We start from the raw sequence: 15,281 nt of genomic DNA on the forward strand, positions 1-15,281 counted from the left end.
TTTAATAGTAATAAAAGACAACTTAAAAGGAGGGGCTGTATTGAAGAACAAAAAAAATATTGGCTGTTTCGCTCCTTTATCTATCATTTATCCAGACCCTTGTCCACCGCCCCCTCCTCCAAATCCAAATTGTGAACGAGTAACAAATGAATTTGCAGGAAATTTCCTCATAACGAATAACACCATCCCCTCTGTCAAAGATGGATCACAATCAATGATACTGTGGCAAAGTGATGGGATACTACTTATATCAGGTACTGTCTCGGTTTACAATAGTACTAGCAGCACGGAAGCAATTATGATTCAAATTGTTGGAGCAGTAACTAATGTTTTCACTGTGTTTCCTGGTAATACAATATCTTACACAGGAAAAGACTTAGAGTCAGTCAGTATTATCAATATACAAAGTAACCCTTCACTATATTTAGAAGGTAAGTACTGTTGCGAATTTACATGTTGCTTATAGAATACCAATTTCATTGCTTTCTCAATAAAAAAGCATACCATTTACGGTATGCTTTTTTATGAAATCGGATAACGTACAGTAATACAAAACTCTCCTTGATTAACAGTTGTTCCTGTCGTAGTAATTCGAACAGTCGTAAAATATCGGACAGTGAAAGTACCACTACTTTGCGGTTGTACAGTAATTGTATCAATTACTGTAGCTCCAACTAAAAAATCAACTGTAATCGGGTTCGCACCTACATCATATTTCACGTAACCTGAACCATATACTTCTTGCGTGATATTATTTGTATATACAATTTGAGTACCAGCACCTGTAATAGACCAGTCTGTACATACTTGGTCTTGCACAAGTGTTTTATTAGAACAACAAGACAAACTGGAACTTCTCATTCCCATTTCGATCCTCTCCTATTCTGCTATGAAAGTGGATAACGTGTTGTAATACAAAATTCTCCCTGATACGTTCCAGCAGGTGTTGCAGGTAACACAACTTGTATACTATCAAAGCGACGATACGTAAAAGCAATACTCGTTCCTGGGTTTAATGTTTGTGTATCAATTGTACCCCCAGCAGAATCAAGCGCTTCCACAGTAATTGGGCCTGGTCCAACATCATATTTAACAAAACCAGTACCAACTACGTTTTGGTTAATATTATTTGTATAGAGAACATTATCAATTGCTGTTGCAACTACAGTAGCAGACCACGGACTACACACTTTATCTTGCACATAATTTTTATCTGGACAACAAGTTAATGCTGACCCTGAGCACTCACAAGACATAGTTGTTTCCCCTCTCTCTTTTATATTCCCTATATGTGTATGTCCCTCAGAGTCTTTTGCCTGTACTATTCATCTATTTTCAAAAAATATTCAAATGACTAGATAGATTCCGTTTTGTTTCTTTTCTTCATATATTTATAGACAAAGATACTAGCAACAATAAGAATAACGCCTCCTAATATCGGTAGCATATATTGTCCAACAACATCCGCTGCTTTTTCCCAATGCGGACCTAATTTCATTCCAAAATAAACATACAAAGTCGTTAACGGGAACATTGCTACAAATGTATATATACTAAATTTCCATATGTTCATTTTCGCCATACCACACGGAACAGAAATAAGCGTTCGAACCCCTGGTACAAAGCGTCCAACAAATGCTACAACTGGTCCATATTTCTCAAAGAAATCATCTGCTTTTTGAATTTGTTCTTCTTTAATAAAGAAGTATTTTCCGTATTTTATTAATAGCGGACGACCACCATAATAACCAAGTGCGTATAACGTTAACGGTCCTGTCGTTCCGCCAAGTGTTCCAGCTAATACAGCTAGCCAAAAATTCATATCTCCCTCGTATACCCAATACCCAACCATAGGCAAAACAACTTCTGCCGGAATAAATTCGAACGTTAAAGCCAATACAACTCCAAAATAAGAAAACTGCTTTAAAAACTCGATTATATCTAAAATCATTTGCTCCATATTTTAACTCCTATCCTACGTTTACGTTATGCTTTTCTTGTAATTGAACTGGCGCCATTTTTACAATTCGGTTCAAAATAAATAACACAATTCCAATATCATCTAAAATACCGATAAACGGTAGGAAGTCTGGAATTAAATCAAGCGGCATCGCAACATAACCAACTAAAAAAGCAACAGATAAAATTTTCTTCTTTATTGAAACCTCTTTTGAAGTAAAAAAGTCAAATAGGAATGGAACAAATCGGCGAACATGAAATACAACTCTTAATCTACTAATAAGTTTTTTCATTTTTATATCTCCTCTCTTTGTATACGAAAAGGACCCTACCAAATATGGTAAGGGTCCTCAAAAAGACAGAAAGGGGCCTTTACCATTGCTGGTAAAGGTCTCACTAACAACGAAACGTTGCCAATAAAGCCGAGGGTTTCTCCCTGTAATGACGACTTTACTGTAATAAGTTACTCCCCTTTATACACAATTTTATACACTCACATTAAAATATTTCAGAGGGCTTGTCAATATATTTTATATCCCAATCCCTTCCATAAAAAACAAAAAACGTATAGGAAATTTCTTACTATCTCATAATATACATAATCATTTTTGAACGAAAGGAGATGTTTCATTTGCATACTGTATGGAAAGGTGCACTTTCACTTGGACTATTAAATATAGGAATCAAACTATATAGTGCCGTAGAAGAAAACGACATAAAATTTTTAAGTCTTCATAAAGAATGCTTAACACCTATTAAATATAAAAAGTTCGCTCCCGATTGTACGGATGAAGAAATTGATGATAACGATATTGTAAAAGCCTATGAATACGCACCTCATAAATATATTATTATGGATGAAAAAGAATTAACTGAATTACAACAAGCTCATGAACCACGATCCATTCGTATTATATCTTTTGTCCAAAATAACGAAATCGATTCTGTTCTTTATGATCGCTCTTATTTTATAGGTCCTACCCCAGGACATGAAAAATCATATTTATTATTAAAAGAAGCTCTTGAACGTACGAATAAACTTGGTCTTATCCATATTTCCATTAGAAAAAAACAACATTTAGCTATTATCCGTAACTTTGAAGATGGGCTTATATTACAAACTATTCACTACCCTAATGAAATTCGCGATATAACAAATACACCTAACTTACCAAGTAACGAAAATTATCCGATTCAAAAACAAGAACTCACAGCAGCAATCAATTTAATCCACCATCTTACAAATCCTTTTGAACAAGAGATGTATACAGATGAGTATAAAGAAGCCCTTACCGAACTAATCGAAAACAAAATTGAACAGCAGGAAAAAACCGAAACAATCTCTCCAGCTCCGAACATCATTAATATTATGGAGACATTACAGGCAAGCATTGAACAAGCAAAAATAAAAAGAGACAATAAAACAGAAAAAGAGGCCAAATAAAATTGACCTCTTTTTCTTTAAAGCGGATTACATTTCGGCATTTCAAGTCCAGACGATTGAGCTAGTTTTAATAAGTAGTAACATTCTTCTCTTGCCATATGATCTGCCATTCTAGCTGATAATGCACTTAATACTTCATGAGATAACTCGAGCTCTTCCACTTCATGTAAAAAATGCGAAAATAATTTCAATTCAAGTGAAACATCTTTCGTAAACTTCTTTAATGCAGGAAAATGATGCAGCTCTGTCCGTAAATACCCTGTCATTTCAACTGCCTTTAAGTAAAATTGTTCAAAATGCTTCGTAAATTCTTCGCTTTTCTCTTTCAATCTTTTTTCAACAAGATCTAATCCACCAGAAATAGAGCCTGCATGACCAGCCGCATCCGTTAACCAAACGAGATGATAATGTAATTCATGAAAAACAGGCGGAACTTCCCCTTTCTTCAAAAACTCTAAAACTGTTATATACTCTTCCACTTCGTTTACCATATGATTAATAAAAGTTGGCGTAAAATGAATCGTAATTTTCCCTTCCAGCTGTTTCTGTATAATATTTAATTTAAACGCCCGAATCTCCTTAGCGGCTTGTTCTGCCTCTTTTGAAAATGCCATCAGATTCACATTCCGAACTTTATTTAACAAATTCGTAAATGTTTCAACAAAGTAAGTAGCTTTTTTTATACCCTCTTTTTCCTTCGGAGCTAATGCATCCAGTAAAAATTGTGCATGATCAGTAAGTACCTTTAACCAAAATTGATGCTCAAACAACGCACTTTCTTCATAATTTCTCTCCACTAAATCCCCTCCTTCTATTCATCCTTCTCTATCACTTGAAGTTTATATCCATCCGGGTCTTGTACCACCATACTCTTCTCACTTTTGTTTTCTGTATATGCGATTTTATAAAATACTAACCTCTTCTTTACATTCCCTATGTTAGAAATTGAAAAGGTTAGAACATCAACTGAGTCCGTAACACTCTTCTCACGCCCGCCCAAACTGCGATTCATCACAAAACTAATTCTCGTTGAATCAGTATCATACCAAACCCCTGTAATATCTAATTGCGGCCTTTCTGAACTAGGTGTTATCCCTAAAATCCCTTCATAAAAATACAGAGTTTCCTTTAAGTTCTTTACTTCCAATACAATGAATTGTTTCACAGTCTCCACATTCATTCCCCCCGTACCTATTACTTTTTTATATGTGTCATAAATGCTCATTATGTCTGAATACAATACGTAGTAATGAACATGTAAGGAGGTTTATTCGTGAATAAATATATGAGATCATTCGTGCCCTATCATAGCCCTCTCGATCCTTGTCCTCCTATCGGAAAAAAATATTATTCTACTCCTCCTAATTTATTTTTAGGCTTTCAACCGCCAAACTTGCCGCAATTCACACCAAAAGAAGCACTACAAAAAGGGACTTTATGGCCTGTTTTTTATGACTATTATGAAAATCCTTATAAAAAAGGGCGGTGACTACTGACGTGAATCAATCGCTACCAGAAGAATACTATCAGCTTTTACTGGAGCTTCAAGAATTAGACTTTGTACTAGTTGAACTCACTCTTTATTTAGATACACATCCAGATGACACCGCTGCGATTAATCAATTTAATGATTTTTCCTATAAACGGAGAGTATTAAAACAAAAGATGGAAGAAAAATACGGACCACTCCAACAGTTTGGAAATAGCTATTCTAATGCCCCTTGGGAATGGAGCAAAGGTCCTTGGCCATGGCAAATATAAAGGAGAGAAACTATGTGGATTTATGAAAAGAAATTACAATACCCAGTTAAAGTGGGAACTTGCAATCCCGCACTTGCAAAATTATTAATCGAGCAATACGGTGGTGCAGATGGAGAATTAGCTGCTGCACTACGTTACTTAAATCAACGTTATACAATTCCTGATAAAGTCATTGGCCTACTTACTGATATTGGTACAGAAGAATTTGCTCACCTTGAAATGATTGCTACAATGGTTTATAAGCTGACGAAAGATGCGACCCCTGAACAAATGAAAGCTGCTGGTCTTGACCCTCATTACGCTGATCATGACAGTGCTCTTCATTACCATAACGCTGCTGGTGTTCCATTTACTGCAACCTATATACAGGCTAAAGGTGATCCAATTGCCGATCTATACGAGGATATTGCAGCTGAAGAAAAAGCACGCGCAACATATCAATGGCTCATTAACTTATCAGATGATCCAGATATAAATGACAGCCTACGCTTCTTACGTGAACGAGAAATTGTCCATTCACAACGTTTCCGAGAAGCAGTTGAAATTTTAAAAGAAGAACGCGATAAAAAAATATTTTTTTAAAACACGTATCCTAGCGATATGTGTTTTTTTATGTTAAAAGTTAAATCCTTCCTATTAAACATATAAATAGTATATTTATTCGATTTAATGCATTATTTTTTAATATTTACAAAATTCCCTATTGCTTTCTAGTCATCAGACCTTTAAAATAATAACAGTTACTCGACAAATTATTTGAATTTTCGACAAAAACACTCATTAGGAGGATTTTCTTTATATGCATACAACTTTAAAACCAGCGCAAATACTTTCGATTAGTTTATTACTATTCGCAGTTTTCTTCGGTGCTGGTAATATGATTTTCCCGCCCCTTCTCGGTCTTTCTTCCGGAGAAAATATGTGGGTTTCCATTACAGGGTTTATTATTACAGACGTCGGTTTATCTTTACTTGCTATCGTTGCTGTTGCCCTTGCTGGTGGTAGTTTTAACACTTTAGCGAGCCGTGTTCATCCAAAATTCGCAGCAGTATTCGCTATCATTATTTATCTTTCAATCGGCCCACTATTTGTTATTCCACGAACTGGATCTGTATCTTATGAAATCGGGATTGCACCACTTTTCCCAGATCAATGGTATTCTATGTTAGTTTTTAGTGCGATTTTCTTTACAGTCGTTTACTTCTTATCATTAAATCCATCCAAGCTAGTAGATCATATCGGTAAAATATTAACGCCAATTTTACTTGTAATTATTGCAATTATGGCAACAAAAGCGATTCTTTCACCAGGGACGTTTGCAGAACCTATCGGTGACTATAAAGACATCCCGTTTTTCAAAGGATTTCTTGAAGGATTTTTAACGTTAGATGCAATTGGCGCTCTCGTACTATCAACAATTGTTGTAAATGCAATTCGTCAAAACGGTATACAAGAGAAGAAATCTATCGCGAAATATACAATCATTTGCGGAAGTATCGCTGCTCTATTCTTAACAATTGTTTACTTCTTACTCGGTTATATCGGAGCTTCAAACGGAAACTTAGGGCAATTCGAAAACGGTGGTCAACTATTAGCTACTGTTATGTATCAATTCTTTGGGACAAGCGGTAATATTTTATTAAGTATCGCCATTATCTTCGCTTGTTTAACAACGGCAATTGGCGTTGTAAGTGCATTTGCAAATTACTTCACAACAGTGCTAACAAATGTTTCATACAAAAAGCTTGTGCTATACGTTTGTATCTTTAGTTTCGTTATTTCAAACTTAGGATTAAGCTTATTAATTAAAATCACACTACCTGTATTAATTATTTTGTACCCAATTACAATCATTTTAATTTTCGTATCATTTATCGATAAATATACGAAACGTAAACCTTCTGTCTACATCGGAGCGATGATCGCAGCATTTATTATTAGCTGTATTCACGCACTTGATAATGTGGAAATGATACCAGATTTTATCGCTAATATCGTACACACCATTCCTTTTTATAACTTAGGAATTGGCTGGATCATTCCAGCAATAATCGGTGGTATAATTGGATACTTTATTCCGCAAACAGAAGCTGCAGGTGAAGTTTCTACAAAATAAAGAAAAGAAGCAAGCATGAAATCCATGCTTGCTTCTTCTTTCTCTTCACATCGTATGCTTAAAAGTAAATAACTCTTCTTTTGACTGCACAACAGATTGTTCCTCTTCTACAACATCCTTCTTTAGCTCTCCTCCTAACCTTACTTTCAACATCGCCTCTTCTATACTTTTCACAATCATATTTCCTGAAAAAATAGTAAGCCCAAAAAATGTAATTGGGACGAGAGGAATCCATGGATGCACTGTTAATGATCTAAAGTATACTCCAATTAAACCTGACCATTCATGCGTATAAGATTCCACCTCTTTTATAGGTCCACCAAACGTAACAGTCCCACCAAAGAACACTTCAAGTAATCCTAAGTGCAGTAAAATAGTAAGGCTCTGCGTAAACTGTTGAAGAAATACGAGTATAAAAGTCATATAGAGATGCGGAAAAAGATGTTTTATAACAATACGTCTTCTCGATCCGCCTAATATGCGCGCGGCATCAACAAATTCTTCCGTTCGCAATTTACGAACTTCCTTCGCAACATACAGTGCAATAACTGGCATTACAAGCAGTACAAGTAATACCACTTGAAACGAAGCCCTTTCAAAAAAGGTTGTTGTCTCCTCTCCGCTTCCAAATGCATTTGCAGATTGAAGAAAAAAATACGCAATCATAACTGTCGGAATAACTGTAAAACTATCAAAGAAAGCCTCAATTTTTGAAAATCCTCTTTTTATATACGTTCCGAGTACGACACCGAAAAACACACCTATTACCATTCTAAGTGCCGCAATTAAAATAGATATACCAATCGTCCACTTCGCGCCCTCAATGACTAAATGTAACAGGTCATACCCTTTCCGGTCTGTCCCGAGTAAAAATTGGAATGAAGGTGGAAACGGTGGCACTTGTGGATTTTCATCCGCATCATATTGCAATGTAACTTGTCTAATATGTCCATCATTCCATAACGTATTTCCGATGCTCAAAAGAACTAATAGGAGAAGAAACCCAATGCTTATCCAAAATCTTTTATCACGTTTTATATACGTCCACATATTATAATCTCTCCTTCATCGCAGCCGGAATGAGATAATGAAACAATTTAAATAAAATAAAAATCGGAATATATATAAGAAGCACACTAACGATGAAAACCTCAACTCTAATACCAAAATACGATTTCAAAAACATAAAAATACCACCCGTATTAAAAATCCATTCTATAATATATAAATTAGATAACATAAAAAAGATATTCGTTTTTGCAAAGAATAATGTACTAAGCAACACATTTCGTAAAATATGACGATTTAAAATATGAAAGCGCCCTAAACCTTTCGCCTTAGCAAATAGTACATAATCTTTTTCTAGTTCATTTTCAAAACGAAGCACGACCATTTTTACAAACATAATCGTAGTCGGGATGCTCAAACACAATATTGGCAACCCCCTAATCGACTCGCCTCCAATTGAAGCAATTTGAAAAGGTAAAAAACCTGTTTGTTTAAAAAACCATACAACTAAAATTTGTGATACTAAAATAAGAAGAATATCTGGAATGGATTCTAGGAAGATAAGAAATGATTTAATTCGATGTTGTATACGCGGTGAACTACTCATAATTACATAAACGATACAAAATGCTACAAATAATGAAATAAAAAAAGCAGCCAAAAAAATAATAATCGTTTCTTTATAATGGACGAACAGCTGCGGAAATAAAAATTTACCTTTCACATATTGCAAATTGGAAATATCCATTAAGTTCACAAACACTTCTTTTAAACTCTGTATGTACTCTGATGCATGCAGCTCAAATCCATAAAATAATTTCGGCAGTGCTCCTAAACAAATAATCCCCAAAATCGAAATAAGAAATTGAATCGTCACTTCCATCCCATTCAAAAATACCTTTTTGACCATTTTCGCCCTTCTCTCTCTATAATTTACCTCTTAATTTTATTCTTAATTTTCTGAATTGTAAATATTTTAAAGACGAAAAATCACTAGGCTATGATCCTAGTGATTCTTTATGCGCATGCCTTTCTCTTTTCGCAAACGGCATATACAAAATGAAACATCCAATAAGCGCAGCTATTTCTAATGAAATAATATAGTAAGGATGCGGCCCTAACATATCGAGTAATGAAGCTGTTTCTGGCTTATGAGCTAAAAACATATAATTACCACCTGTTTTGTAATTCACAAACGAAACAAGCGGAATCAATATGTTTAAAAATATCATCGTACGCTTAATAGATTGCAAGGTCGGTCTATAGCCTTCCACCCAAGTCATAAAGAGTGGTGCCCAAATAAGCAATACATGCGCGATAAAATATTCAATGAAACGAAAATGCGGAAAAGCATATTGCAAATTTGGTGTTAAAATGGCTTGTGATGCACCAATAACTCCCGTAAAAAATACAATCTCATATATTCGATAACTTTTCGTTACAATCATAATCGACGCTAACAACAAACTAATTGTACATAACTCAAACGGTAATGAAGTAGCTAGCTCAAAAATCCCCGCTTTCCACTCCCACATATGAAGCCCAATTTCACTACCTATAAATAAAAATGCAATCGCATATCGAACCGTTATATTCCACTCATTTTGACGTAATAAATCTTGGTATTGATACAGAAAAAATATCCCCACCAACATAATAAATAATATAATGGCATGTTGCCTTGAGTATGGAATAAACGGTTTTAATGGATGCGCACTAAAATAAGCTTCCATCTTCCTTCCTCCTCTCCTTCATACAATATTATTGTAAGAAAGAAACAACGAGTCAATTCATTTGCTTACAATAGGACAACCTCTACCTTACATTTACATATTCATACCTTACAAAACTGTAAGGTTATTGTAAGCTAAAACGATTTGTCAGATTCTTCACCTCTTCTATACTTAATGTAGATACTAAAACGAACGAAAAGGTGATAAATAGATGAAAAAGAAAAATAAGGTGTTAATTACTAGTGTAGTAGCAATCGGAATTGCAGCTGGATCATACTTTGCATTTGCTGGGGGCGGTTCAGAAGTAGCAATGGCATATAGCGGATATAAAGTAACTGAAAAACAAATCCAAAACGCGCAAAAATTTGGTGGCGAAGTTATTCCAAATGGAATTGAAACTATTTCATTCGATCCAACAAAAGGAACATATGAATTAGCTGTAAAAAAAGGCGATGAAGTGAAAAAAGGTCAGCTTCTATTTAAATACAATGACCCGACTGCTAAACAAGGTGTAACAGAAGCAGAAATGCAAAAGAAAATCGCCCAAAAAGAAGTAACGTTGTTCCAAAAACAAATTGATGCGGCGAAACAAAAATTACAAAAAGATAAAAATGCAGGCCTTCCTGCTGAAGCATTAAAAGCATCAGAAGCTGAAGTTGGGCAATTAGAATCACAATTTGAAATGAAAAAGTTTGAAGTTGAAAAAGCTGATGAAATGATTAAAGCAGCAAAAGAGAAAGTAAACACTCTTTCTGTAACAAGTCCTGCTGATGGCGTAATTGATGATATCGTAAAAACTGCTGACGAAAAAACAGGTATGAGCGGAATTACTCTTCGTCACGCTGGTCAATTTAAAGTAAAAGGTCAACTTTCTGAATATGAGCTTGCTAGTATGAAAGTTGGGCAAGAAGTAACTATTTCATCAAAAACTGTCGCTGGTAAGACTTGGACAGGAAAAGTAACAGAAATCGGTTCTACACCATTAAAGAGCATGGATGAAAATAAAACTGTTTCTAACTATCAATTCACTGTCACATTAGATAATAGTGACGAATTACAAAACGGCTTCCACGTTTACGTAACAAGTAAATCTGGCGAAGCAACTGGTACAATTGTTCCGAAAAGCAGTATCGTGAAAAAAGGTGACAAAAATGTTGTCTTCGTTGTAAAAGACGGTAAGGCGAAAGAACAAGCAGTTACTGTTGAATTCGAGACTGATAGCGAAGCAAAAGTTTCTGGAGTGAAAAAAGGAGAGGAAATTATCTCTAAACCTGAAAAAGACTTAAAAGATGGTATGGAGGTTGTCGCCCAGTGATTAACTTAAAAGGCATCACGAAATCCTTCCAAAATGGTGCAGAATCCGTTCAAATATTACACGGAATTGACGTAACACTGAACCAAGGAGAATTCACTTCTATTATGGGACCTTCTGGTTCTGGTAAATCAACATTAATGAACATTATCGGTTGCTTAGATAAACCGACGACAGGTACGTACGAACTAGCCGGTCAAAATATTTCAAACATGACTGAAACAGAACTTGCACACGTACGTAATAAAGAGATCGGATTCGTATTCCAAAACTTCATGTTATTACCGAGACTTACAGCGCTTCAAAATGTAGAACTACCTCTTATTTACGCTGGAGTCGATAAAAAAGAAAGACGCGAGCGCTCATTAGCTGCTTTAACAAAAGTCGGTTTAGCTGATCGCGCTACTCACTTACCGAACGAATTATCAGGTGGACAAAAGCAGCGTGTCGCTGTTGCACGTGCAATCGTAAATAACCCAAAGTTCATTTTAGCCGATGAACCGACGGGGGCACTTGATACGAAAACGAGTACACAAATTATGGACCTCTTTTACGAATTAAATAAACAAGGCTCAACAATTATTATGATTACCCATGACCGTGAAATCGGGGAAGCTGCAGCACGTCAAATTGTAATTCGTGACGGAAATATCGTCCAAGATTGGAGAGGTTAATTTTGAATACGAGTGAAAATATACGCATGGCCCTTTCCTCTATCTTTGCTCATAAAATGCGTTCTATTTTAACGATGTTAGGTATTATTATCGGTATTAGTGCCATTATTACTATCATTTCAATGGGTGATGGTACAAACGCAAAGTTTAAAAAAGAATTAGGCCAAGGAAAAGATAACGAAGTAACGATTTACTACAACAATCCTGATTACGGAACAGATAGTGCCAAAATCACACCTGATATGCTAAACCGTCTGCAAACTGTACCAGGCGTTAAAGATGTGTATCCAGACGTAAGTATGAAAGTAAAAGCATCTGCTGGTTCAAAAGATGTAAATCTTGATTTAAAAGGTGGAACAGGCGCCTTTATGACAGATTCGAAAATAAAATTAGTTCACGGTCGTGAATTAAATGACAGTGAACTAAACCAAGCAATCCCTGCTGTTATATTAAATGAAGAAGCTTTCAACAAATTATTTAGTAGTGGTTGGGAATCAAATCAATACACAGATATAAAAGGAAAGCCGTATAAAATAGTTGGTGTATACGAAACGAAAAACGACTTTGGAATGCCTATGCCTGAAGGTTATACATCACTTGAAAATGCACCTGTCATTTCAGGAGTAAATGAGTATGACTCTGTAAGATTAACAATGACCTCTCCGACAGAACGTAAAAGTGTAGAAAAACAAGCCGTTTCTGTCTTAAACGAAATGAAAGCTCCTAAATTTGAGCACAAATTCGAAGCACAAGACTTAGGTGAATTTACGAAACAACTAGACGAATCAATCGGTATGATGAAAATGGTATTTGGTGGTATTGCTGCTATCTCCTTACTTGTTGGTGGTATCGGTGTAATGAACATTATGCTCGTATCTGTAACAGAACGTACACGTGAGATTGGTATTCGTAAAGCACTTGGTGCAACACGTGGTAAAGTATTAACACAATTCTTAATCGAATCTTGTATTTTAACAGGACTTGGTGGTTTCATCGGATTCATGCTCGGTATTTTCTTCGCTTGGATCGTCTCAATCTTTGCTGGATGGCCACTCGTTGTCTCAAAAGAACTTGGACTTCTTGCAGTAGGTATCTCCATGTTAATCGGTATTATATTCGGTTTACTACCAGCTAACAAAGCTGCCAAACTGGATCCAATTGAATGTTTACGATATGAATAAACAAAAACGTAGGAGTTTACACTCCTACGTTTTTGTTTATCTACTAAATTGAGTTTCTTCTATTATATATGTTCCACGTTACAACTATCATTCTAATACTCTTCATTATTTATAGGTACTAAGGCTATTATCTAATTCTATTATTGCAAAAATACTATGTAACAGACGAAAATCAAGGCGTAATTTTTTCCATACTTCGACTGATTTTGTAACAATTATACCGATATTTTATTAAATTTCACCTCATTTATATATTTTCACGCCTAAAAAGATTATCGTTTTATAACTAATTTTCCATTCAAACAGTAAAATATGCTACTTCCGTAACGCTATAGATATCACTTAGAAATATTACTGTAATATTATTAACGTTACAGTAATTGAAATACTACTCATTTTGTGTTTCATATGCCCTGATACGCCAAAAAACAACAAGGAAGCGCTATCAGGATATTTATGGAATTGTTACAGAATATTAATGCCCCGTTACGAAAGCTTTGTAATTTTATGTTTTTCGCAAATAAGAAAATAATGGTTGCTATAATGAGGTCAACGAAAACAAATGCAATGGAGGCTATTATGAAAAAATTTATGGGTATAGCAACAGCAGCGGTTTTTGGTCTTGGGATTTTCACAACATCTGCTAAAGCAGAAACAATCGTAACGACTGACGTACTAAACGTACGAGAAAACCCAACTACTGAATCAAAAGTTGTAGGAAAATTATTAGATGGATATAAAGTAAATGTTTTACATACAGAAAATGGTTGGTCAAAAGTTCAATTGAATAGCGGTAAAGAAGCTTTCATAAGCGCTGACTATACAAAAGACACTTACTACGTAACAGCAAACGTATTAAACGTACGTGCTGGAGCAAACACAGACTCAGAGATTCTTGGTAAGTTGAAAAAAGATGATATAATTGAAACAACACACCAAGTACAAAATGATTGGATTCAATTTGAATATAACGGAAAAACAGCTTATGTTCATGTTCCTTACTTAACAGGTAAAGCACCAGTTAAAGTTCAACCAGTAGCTAAAGTTGAAAAAACGACTACAGTTCAAGATACAGCTAAAGTTCGTGAAGCGGCTAAAGCTCAAGAAGTAGCTGAAACTCAAGCAAAAGCTAAAGCTCAAGAAGCAACTAAAGCTCGCGAAGCAGCTGAAGCTCAAGCAGAAGTTAAAGCTCAAGAAGCTGCTAAAGCTCGTGAAGCTGCTAAGGCTCAAGAAGCAGCTAAAGCTCAGGCAGATGCTGAAGCTCAAGCAGAAGTTAAAGCTCAAGAGGCGGCTAAAGCTCGTGAAGCTGCTAAAGCTCAAGCAGATGCTGAAGCTCAAGCAGCGGCTAAGGCTCAAGAAGCAGCCAAAGCTCGTGAAGCGGCTAAAGCTCAAGAAGCTAAGGCTCAAGAAGCAGCTGAAGCTCGTGAAGCGGCTAAAGCTCAAGAAGCAGCTAAAGCTCGTGAAGCGGCTAAAGCTCAAAAACCAGCTACACAACAACCTGTTGCAAAAGAAACTGAAACAAGTGCACCATCATCTTCTCGTGAGTTACGTGTTGTAGCAACAGCTTACACAGCAGATCCACTTGAAAATGGTTATAAAGCAGGCGACCAAGTAAAATCAGCTTTAGGTCATAACTTAACAGCTAATCCAAACATGAAACTTATTGCAGTTGATCCAAGTGTAATTCCATTAGGTTCAAAAGTATGGGTTGAAGGTTACGGAGTAGCAATCGCTGGTGATACTGGTGGAGCTATTAAAGGTAATAAAATCGACGTTTTAATGCCAGATAAAGGTACATCAAGTAGCTGGGGACGTAAAACAGTTACAGTGAAAGTTTTAAACTAGTTAGTAAAAAAGAGTCAGTCTCATCGTTGAGGCTGGCTCTTTTTTACTCTATTAAACTACTGAAAAATGACATAGTAAATGAAATTATATCAACGATTTTTCAAATATATCTATCGTAACCTACAATATATCAACGATTTTCCGAATATATCTATCGTAATTTATAATATATCAACGATTCGACAAGAGATGTCGATTTACCGACAAATTTTGACGTTAAAAGTACTTTAATATTAAAAAGGCGGTCC

19 protein-coding genes are annotated in these 15,281 nt (G+C 35.5%); 10 read left to right on the plus strand and 9 right to left on the minus strand.

The annotated features are described in order from the left end of the window. Positions 1–40 precede the first annotated feature (40 nt). Positions 41–466 carry an S-Ena type endospore appendage gene (locus tag ACQGS6_RS05835; RefSeq protein ID WP_025966909.1) on the plus strand — a complete coding sequence of 142 codons (426 nt, stop codon included), beginning with the start codon at positions 41–43 and terminating at the stop codon, positions 464–466. Between the two features lie 56 nt (positions 467–522). Here the strand turns inward: ACQGS6_RS05835 and ACQGS6_RS05840 are convergent, their stop codons facing one another. The 4 genes from ACQGS6_RS05840 to ACQGS6_RS05855 all read right to left on the minus strand — a co-directional run bounded on the left by ACQGS6_RS05840 (position 523) and on the right by ACQGS6_RS05855 (position 2,252). Continuing rightward, a complete protein-coding gene (locus ACQGS6_RS05840; protein ID WP_000525814.1) occupies positions 523–867 on the minus strand; it encodes a DUF3992 domain-containing protein in 345 nt (114 codons plus the stop codon). Between the two features lie 20 nt (positions 868–887). Further along, a complete protein-coding gene (locus ACQGS6_RS05845) occupies positions 888–1,256 on the minus strand; it encodes a DUF3992 domain-containing protein (RefSeq protein WP_001277540.1) in 369 nt (122 codons plus the stop codon). A gap of 98 nt (positions 1,257–1,354) precedes the next feature. After that, positions 1,355–1,960: a DedA family protein gene (locus tag ACQGS6_RS05850; RefSeq protein WP_000437066.1), complete on the minus strand. Its 606-nt coding sequence runs from the start codon at positions 1,958–1,960 to the stop codon at positions 1,355–1,357. A gap of 10 nt (positions 1,961–1,970) precedes the next feature. Further along, complete coding sequence (locus ACQGS6_RS05855; protein WP_000733852.1) at positions 1,971–2,252, minus strand: YkvA family protein; 282 nt, start codon at positions 2,250–2,252, stop codon at positions 1,971–1,973. A gap of 338 nt (positions 2,253–2,590) precedes the next feature. Between ACQGS6_RS05855 and ACQGS6_RS05860 the strand changes: the two genes are divergently transcribed. Next, on the plus strand, positions 2,591–3,403 hold the full coding sequence (locus ACQGS6_RS05860) for a Ku protein (protein WP_242785400.1): 813 nt from the start codon (positions 2,591–2,593) through the stop codon (positions 3,401–3,403). A gap of 17 nt (positions 3,404–3,420) precedes the next feature. Here the strand turns inward: ACQGS6_RS05860 and ACQGS6_RS05865 are convergent, their stop codons facing one another. Further along, positions 3,421–4,200: a DUF2935 domain-containing protein gene (locus ACQGS6_RS05865; protein WP_426964954.1), complete on the minus strand. Its 780-nt coding sequence runs from the start codon at positions 4,198–4,200 to the stop codon at positions 3,421–3,423. A gap of 14 nt (positions 4,201–4,214) precedes the next feature. After that, positions 4,215–4,628, minus strand: coding sequence for a VOC family protein (locus ACQGS6_RS05870; RefSeq protein WP_242785399.1), 414 nt, complete (start codon positions 4,626–4,628; stop codon positions 4,215–4,217). A 48-nt stretch (positions 4,629–4,676) separates the two neighbouring features. Here ACQGS6_RS05870 and ACQGS6_RS05875 point away from each other — a divergent pair, with 48 nt between their 5' ends. From ACQGS6_RS05875 to brnQ2, 4 genes are all read left to right on the plus strand, one after another. Then, the gene (locus ACQGS6_RS05875) at positions 4,677–4,892 is read left to right on the plus strand and encodes a spore coat associated protein CotJA (protein ID WP_001046257.1); all 216 of its coding nucleotides are present in this window, start codon (positions 4,677–4,679) and stop codon (positions 4,890–4,892) included. 8 nt (positions 4,893–4,900) lie between these two features. Continuing rightward, positions 4,901–5,164, plus strand: a complete 264-nt coding sequence (locus tag ACQGS6_RS05880; RefSeq protein WP_001076510.1) for a spore coat protein CotJB — start codon at positions 4,901–4,903, stop codon at positions 5,162–5,164. 12 nt (positions 5,165–5,176) lie between these two features. Beyond that, complete coding sequence (gene cotJC / locus ACQGS6_RS05885) at positions 5,177–5,746, plus strand: spore coat protein CotJC (RefSeq protein WP_000265273.1); 570 nt, start codon at positions 5,177–5,179, stop codon at positions 5,744–5,746. 217 nt (positions 5,747–5,963) lie between these two features. Next, on the plus strand, positions 5,964–7,280 hold the full coding sequence (gene brnQ2 / locus ACQGS6_RS05890; RefSeq protein WP_000557552.1) for a branched-chain amino acid transport system II carrier protein BrnQ2: 1,317 nt from the start codon (positions 5,964–5,966) through the stop codon (positions 7,278–7,280). A gap of 45 nt (positions 7,281–7,325) precedes the next feature. On the opposite strand, the gene ACQGS6_RS05895 is transcribed toward brnQ2, so the two are convergent. The 3 genes from ACQGS6_RS05895 to ACQGS6_RS05905 all read right to left on the minus strand — a co-directional run bounded on the left by ACQGS6_RS05895 (position 7,326) and on the right by ACQGS6_RS05905 (position 10,021). Continuing rightward, positions 7,326–8,330: an ABC transporter permease gene (locus ACQGS6_RS05895; RefSeq protein WP_000269948.1), complete on the minus strand. Its 1,005-nt coding sequence runs from the start codon at positions 8,328–8,330 to the stop codon at positions 7,326–7,328. A 1-nt stretch (position 8,331) separates the two neighbouring features. Then, a complete protein-coding gene (locus ACQGS6_RS05900; protein ID WP_000239675.1) occupies positions 8,332–9,198 on the minus strand; it encodes an ABC transporter permease subunit in 867 nt (288 codons plus the stop codon). An 88-nt stretch (positions 9,199–9,286) separates the two neighbouring features. Beyond that, positions 9,287–10,021 (minus strand): TIGR02206 family membrane protein, encoded by a 735-nt coding sequence (locus tag ACQGS6_RS05905; protein ID WP_000388681.1) that lies wholly within the window; start codon positions 10,019–10,021, stop codon positions 9,287–9,289. 211 nt (positions 10,022–10,232) lie between these two features. On the opposite strand from ACQGS6_RS05905, the gene ACQGS6_RS05910 reads away from it, so the two are divergent. The 4 genes from ACQGS6_RS05910 to entC all read left to right on the plus strand — a co-directional run bounded on the left by ACQGS6_RS05910 (position 10,233) and on the right by entC (position 15,033). Further along, complete coding sequence (locus ACQGS6_RS05910; RefSeq protein ID WP_426964955.1) at positions 10,233–11,336, plus strand: efflux RND transporter periplasmic adaptor subunit; 1,104 nt, start codon at positions 10,233–10,235, stop codon at positions 11,334–11,336. Continuing rightward, positions 11,333–12,007 (plus strand): ABC transporter ATP-binding protein, encoded by a 675-nt coding sequence (locus tag ACQGS6_RS05915; RefSeq protein ID WP_000609104.1) that lies wholly within the window; start codon positions 11,333–11,335, stop codon positions 12,005–12,007. The genes ACQGS6_RS05910 and ACQGS6_RS05915 overlap by 4 nt, the downstream gene beginning before the upstream one ends. Before the next feature lie 26 nt (positions 12,008–12,033). Next, positions 12,034–13,188, plus strand: coding sequence for an ABC transporter permease (locus ACQGS6_RS05920; protein WP_001986269.1), 1,155 nt, complete (start codon positions 12,034–12,036; stop codon positions 13,186–13,188). 456 nt (positions 13,189–13,644) lie between these two features. Continuing rightward, on the plus strand, positions 13,645–15,033 hold the full coding sequence (entC, locus tag ACQGS6_RS05925; protein WP_000421960.1) for a cell wall-binding protein EntC: 1,389 nt from the start codon (positions 13,645–13,647) through the stop codon (positions 15,031–15,033). The last annotated feature ends 248 nt before the right edge of the window (positions 15,034–15,281 follow it).

It is taken from the genome of Bacillus sp. GMs2/2, from assembly GCF_050172095.1.
Lineage (GTDB): Bacteria > Bacillota > Bacilli > Bacillales > Bacillaceae_G > Bacillus_A > Bacillus_A cereus.

What these genes read in the sequence shown, in the direction of transcription:
- ACQGS6_RS05840 (WP_000525814.1), bottom strand. Translation starts at nt 867, where the DNA reads ATGGGAATGAGAAGTTCCAGTTTGTCTTGTTGTTCTAATAAAACACTT.
- ACQGS6_RS05845 (WP_001277540.1), bottom strand. Translation starts at nt 1,256, where the DNA reads ATGTCTTGTGAGTGCTCAGGGTCAGCATTAACTTGTTGTCCAGATAAA.
- ACQGS6_RS05850 (WP_000437066.1), bottom strand. Translation starts at nt 1,960, where the DNA reads ATGGAGCAAATGATTTTAGATATAATCGAGTTTTTAAAGCAGTTTTCT.
- ACQGS6_RS05855 (WP_000733852.1), bottom strand. Translation starts at nt 2,252, where the DNA reads ATGAAAAAACTTATTAGTAGATTAAGAGTTGTATTTCATGTTCGCCGA.
- ACQGS6_RS05870 (WP_242785399.1), bottom strand. Translation starts at nt 4,628, where the DNA reads ATGAGCATTTATGACACATATAAAAAAGTAATAGGTACGGGGGGAATG.
- cotJC (WP_000265273.1), top strand. Translation starts at nt 5,177, where the DNA reads ATGTGGATTTATGAAAAGAAATTACAATACCCAGTTAAAGTGGGAACT.
- brnQ2 (WP_000557552.1), top strand. Translation starts at nt 5,964, where the DNA reads ATGCATACAACTTTAAAACCAGCGCAAATACTTTCGATTAGTTTATTA.
- ACQGS6_RS05895 (WP_000269948.1), bottom strand. Translation starts at nt 8,330, where the DNA reads ATGTGGACGTATATAAAACGTGATAAAAGATTTTGGATAAGCATTGGG.
- ACQGS6_RS05900 (WP_000239675.1), bottom strand. Translation starts at nt 9,198, where the DNA reads ATGGTCAAAAAGGTATTTTTGAATGGGATGGAAGTGACGATTCAATTT.
- ACQGS6_RS05905 (WP_000388681.1), bottom strand. Translation starts at nt 10,021, where the DNA reads ATGGAAGCTTATTTTAGTGCGCATCCATTAAAACCGTTTATTCCATAC.
- ACQGS6_RS05910 (WP_426964955.1), top strand. Translation starts at nt 10,233, where the DNA reads ATGAAAAAGAAAAATAAGGTGTTAATTACTAGTGTAGTAGCAATCGGA.
- ACQGS6_RS05920 (WP_001986269.1), top strand. Translation starts at nt 12,034, where the DNA reads ATGGCCCTTTCCTCTATCTTTGCTCATAAAATGCGTTCTATTTTAACG.
- entC (WP_000421960.1), top strand. Translation starts at nt 13,645, where the DNA reads ATGGAATTGTTACAGAATATTAATGCCCCGTTACGAAAGCTTTGTAAT.